Annotated in this window: 4 protein-coding genes; 2 read left to right on the top strand and 2 right to left on the bottom strand. The window is 70.2% G+C overall.

Annotation, left to right across the window (positions count from 1 at the left end; all coding sequences use genetic code 11):
• Positions 1-194: 194 nt before the first annotated feature.
• Positions 195-959, top strand: a complete 765-nt coding sequence (locus tag FPZ41_RS45545) for a bestrophin-like domain (protein ID WP_152870677.1) — start codon at positions 195-197, stop codon at positions 957-959.
• A gap of 231 nt (positions 960-1190) precedes the next feature.
• Here the strand turns inward: FPZ41_RS45545 and FPZ41_RS45540 are convergent, their stop codons facing one another.
• Positions 1191-1679: a hypothetical protein gene (locus tag FPZ41_RS45540; RefSeq protein WP_131572211.1), complete on the bottom strand. Its 489-nt coding sequence runs from the start codon at positions 1677-1679 to the stop codon at positions 1191-1193.
• Positions 1680-2010: 331 nt separating this feature from the next.
• Between FPZ41_RS45540 and FPZ41_RS45535 the strand changes: the two genes are divergently transcribed.
• Positions 2011-2676 (top strand): class F sortase, encoded by a 666-nt coding sequence (locus tag FPZ41_RS45535; protein WP_152870678.1) that lies wholly within the window; start codon positions 2011-2013, stop codon positions 2674-2676.
• A 217-nt stretch (positions 2677-2893) separates the two neighbouring features.
• On the opposite strand, the gene FPZ41_RS45530 is transcribed toward FPZ41_RS45535, so the two are convergent.
• Positions 2894-3634, bottom strand: a 741-nt coding sequence (locus FPZ41_RS45530) for a polysaccharide deacetylase family protein (protein WP_152870675.1), incomplete at its 5' end; no start/stop codon positions are given.

Genomic DNA, 3634 nt, shown 5'->3' with positions numbered 1-3634 from the left:
GCCCCCGGAACCCACCCGGAAGGCGCGGCCCAAGCCACCGCCGTCCCCGGTGAGCTATCCGCCCTACCGGCCGTCTTCGCGCGGGCAGGAGAAGCGCGAAGGTCCGTCCCTGGTCTCGTTCGCCCTGCTCGTCACCGTGCCCGCGCTGTTCGCCGCCGCCGCGCTGCGTCCGCGCTGACCTCTGGAGGAACCACTTGTCGGAATGGCTTGTTCTCACCCTCGCGATGGCCGCCGCCTGCGTCGTCGTGCTCATCGTGACCGTCGTACGGCATCACACGGCGCCCGAGGACGACGACCCGTCGGAGACCCCCGACGTGATCGAGTACATCACGATGATGATCGGCGTCGTGTACGCCATCGTGCTGGGTCTGGCCATGGCCGGTGTCTGGGAGGCCCGCAGCGTCGCCGAGGACCACGTGCAGGCGGAGGCACAGGCCCTGCACGAGATCACGGAACGGGTGCGCGTCTACCCGGTGGACGTGCGCGACCGCATCCGGGACGACGTCAACACCTATGTGGACCATGTCGTGACCAAGGAGTGGAAGTCGATGGCCGACAACGGTGAGATGACCGAGCGCGGCGCCCGGCTCTTCGACCGCATCCGCCACGGCGTCACCGACTACGAGCCCCGTTCGGACTTCGAGGCGCAGGCCTACCAGCCGCTCGTTGACGAGGTGGCCGCCGCCGACGCCGCGCGCAACGCCCGCGCGGACTCGACGGGCGCGACCATGCCGGGTGTCGTGTGGTTCGGGCTCATCACCGGCGCCGTCGTCACCATCGGCATGGTCTTCGCCCTCCAGATCCGGCGCACCCCGCGCGAGTTGATCCTCGCCGGTCTGTTCTCCGCGCTCATCGCCTTCCTGCTGTTCCTGGTCTGGGACTTCGACGCGCCGTACGCCCGGGGGCTCGCGGCGTCGACGGAGCCGCTGCTCAAGCTGTTCCCCCACGCACGCGGCTGACCTTCCAGGGCGGCGACGGGACCGGCCACGCAGACCTCGCCGTCGCGGCACAGCCTTCGCCCCGGTACCCGAGAGGGTCCGGGGCGAAAGGCCGTCGACGTGCGATCCGGTCTCCGAGGGCGATCCGGTCTCCGGGGGGAAGCGTCCTCCGGGGGAAGCGGCGCTCAGACCAACATGTCGCTCTCCGCCGGTCTCCGCACGTCTCCGTCTGCCCGCGCTCGCGCTCGTGGCTCAGATCTTGTTCTCGGACCGGCGACGCATCCAGAACACCCCACCTCCGATCAGCGCGACGGCGACCAGTCCGCCGCCGATCGCGATGTCGGCCGGGGTCGCCCCGGTGGTGCTGCTGCCGCCGATACCGCCGCGGACCCCGCCGAGGACGGTGAAGACGTTGTTGAACATTTTTTGCCGTCCGGCGCAGTTGGTGGTGACGCTCTGCGCACCGGGGGAGGCGTTCGAACTGACGGTCACGGTGGCTGTCGACGTGTCGCCACCCATCGACCTCAGTCTCGTCGTCGGGAAGGCGTTTGAGCTCACCGTGCTGTTCTGCACCGTGCAGGCATCACCCTTGACGGTGATGACCAGTTGGCCGCCCGGGGAGATGACGCTGGGCTGGGCCGTGACCGAGGTCGGGTCGTTCCACGCGGCGGCCGTAGGCGCGGCGAGCCCGAGGACGGCCACCGCGGCGGCGGACGCCGCCAGGGCACGAGTAGTACGCATGTGATCCTCCGGGGAAGGCGCCCCGGGACCCGTCCCCGGTCGATCGGCTGGAAAGCGCCTCCTAGTCAGACCCTCAGTTGCCATGGGGTGGGCCGCATTTCGGGATGGTCCGTCCTGGTGAAAGGAAACGCCGGGGAATGCCCGGCAGCCGGAAGTCGCCGCAGGTCATTGACCGTCAGATAGTTCCTGAGGACGGCGACCCGGATGGCGCACGCCCCGCGGGCGCCCCCCACCCGTTCGCACCTGCCCCGTCGCCGAGTTCCCATATTGCGCTTAGCGTTGTGTCATGCGTGACGGACGCGACAACGGCCGGGGCGAGAGGGGATGGCGAATGTCTTCGTCCGAACTGGCCGAAGAGGAGGAGCGGCGGAGGAAGCGCGCCCCGTGGGGCGTGATAGCGCTTGTTCTGCTGACCGGCCTCGCCCTCATGCGGAATGGCTCCGGGGAGTTCGACGAGGGTCCGCCGCAGCCGGCGTCGGCAGCGGCCGCCGACGCGGGCGCCACCCCCCAGGGGCTGTTCGCCAATGCGCCGCCGGCGCTGCCGTACTCCGCGGTCAGCCGGATCAGGATCCCGGGGATCCAGGTCGACGCCCCCGTGATGCCCGTCGGCCTGGACCTGCAGGGCTGGGTCGACGCGCCACCGCCCGACGACCCGAACCTCGCCGGCTGGTTCACCGGCGCGGTGTCCCCGGGTGAGAACGGCACGGCCGTCCTCGTGGGCCACGTCGACAACCAGCAGGGCCCTGCCGTGTTCTACGGACTCGGGGCGCTCCGGAAGGGGTACCGGATCGAGGTCCTGCGCAACGACGGGAAGACGGCCGTCTTCGAGATCTACGGTGTCGAGGTGTTCGCGAAGAACAACTTCCCCGGGGACCGCGTCTACGGGAACAGCGGCGTTCCGGAAATCCGGGTCATCACGTGCGGCGGCGGTTTCTCCAAGCAGAACGGTTACGACGGGAACGTCGTGGTGTTCGCCCGTATGGTCGAGGTCCGCTGAGCGTCCCGACCGGGCGGCGCGGCCTCGTCCCGGGCGAGTTTCCGTGGGTCCTGGATTTCTGGAATTCTTCGCTCAGCCCTGGAGAACGCGCGTGGGCGAAAATTCCTGGATTCCTGAATTCCTGGAGCGATTCCTGGAGCGGCGTACCACCGCAGGACCCGCCCTCCGGGCGGAGGGCGGGACTCCCGGGCGGAGGGCGGGGCTCCGGTGGCAGGGCCTAGGCCAGTTTCCGTCGCGGCACGGTGATGTGATAGCCCGCGTCCAGCAGCTCGGGCAGATAGGTGCGCAGCGCCCGTACGCTCTGGGAGCGGTTGCCGCCCGCGTCGTGGGAGAGGACCACGACACCCGAGCCGGCCTGGCGCTCGACCCGGCGGGCGATGGTGCTGGAGCCCGGGCGCGTCCAGTCGAGGGTGTCGAGCGTCCAGCCCAGCGGTTCCATGCCCAGCTCGGCGCCGATCCGGAAGACCGTGCTGTTCCAGGCGCCGTAGGGTGCGCGGAACCACCGGGGCGCCTCGCCGTTCGCCTCTTCGACGACCTCGCTGGTGCGTTCCATCTGGGAGCGGATCGCGGAGCGCGACATGCCGGGCAGCAGCGGGTGGGACCAGGTGTGGTTGCCCACGATGTGCCCTTCGTCGGTCATCTGCCGCAGTAGCTCCTTGTTGGCCGCGGCCATCACGCCGCAGACGAAGAACATGGCGCGGACGTCGTACTTGCGCAGGGTGCGCAGGATGTCGGGGGTGTAGCGGCGGTCGGGGCCGTCGTCGAAGGTCAGCACCATGGCGCGGCCCATGCCGGACACGCGCAGGAAGGGTTCACGCCGGACGAGGGTCCTGCTGCGGGCGCGCGGCGGCGGCCCGTACCCCGTGATGGGCTGCAGCCGGTAAGCGGAGGGCTTGACCCTGCCTCGTGTCTGCGAACCCGCAGCCGGGCTCCGTCCTGGTGCGGGGGTGGTGGGGCC

The organism is Streptomyces acidicola (genome assembly GCF_009377235.1).
Lineage (GTDB): Bacteria > Actinomycetota > Actinomycetes > Streptomycetales > Streptomycetaceae > Streptomyces > Streptomyces acidicola.
The sequence above is the reverse complement of the archived record's forward strand: the minus strand, read 5'-3'. Positions and strand labels throughout refer to the sequence as shown.

Coding starts and splice junctions, on each gene's coding strand:
- FPZ41_RS45535 (WP_152870678.1), top strand. CDS start 2,011: ATGTCTTCGTCCGAACTGGCCGAAGAGGAGGAGCGGCGGAGGAAGCGC.
- FPZ41_RS45540 (WP_131572211.1), bottom strand. CDS start 1,679: ATGCGTACTACTCGTGCCCTGGCGGCGTCCGCCGCCGCGGTGGCCGTC.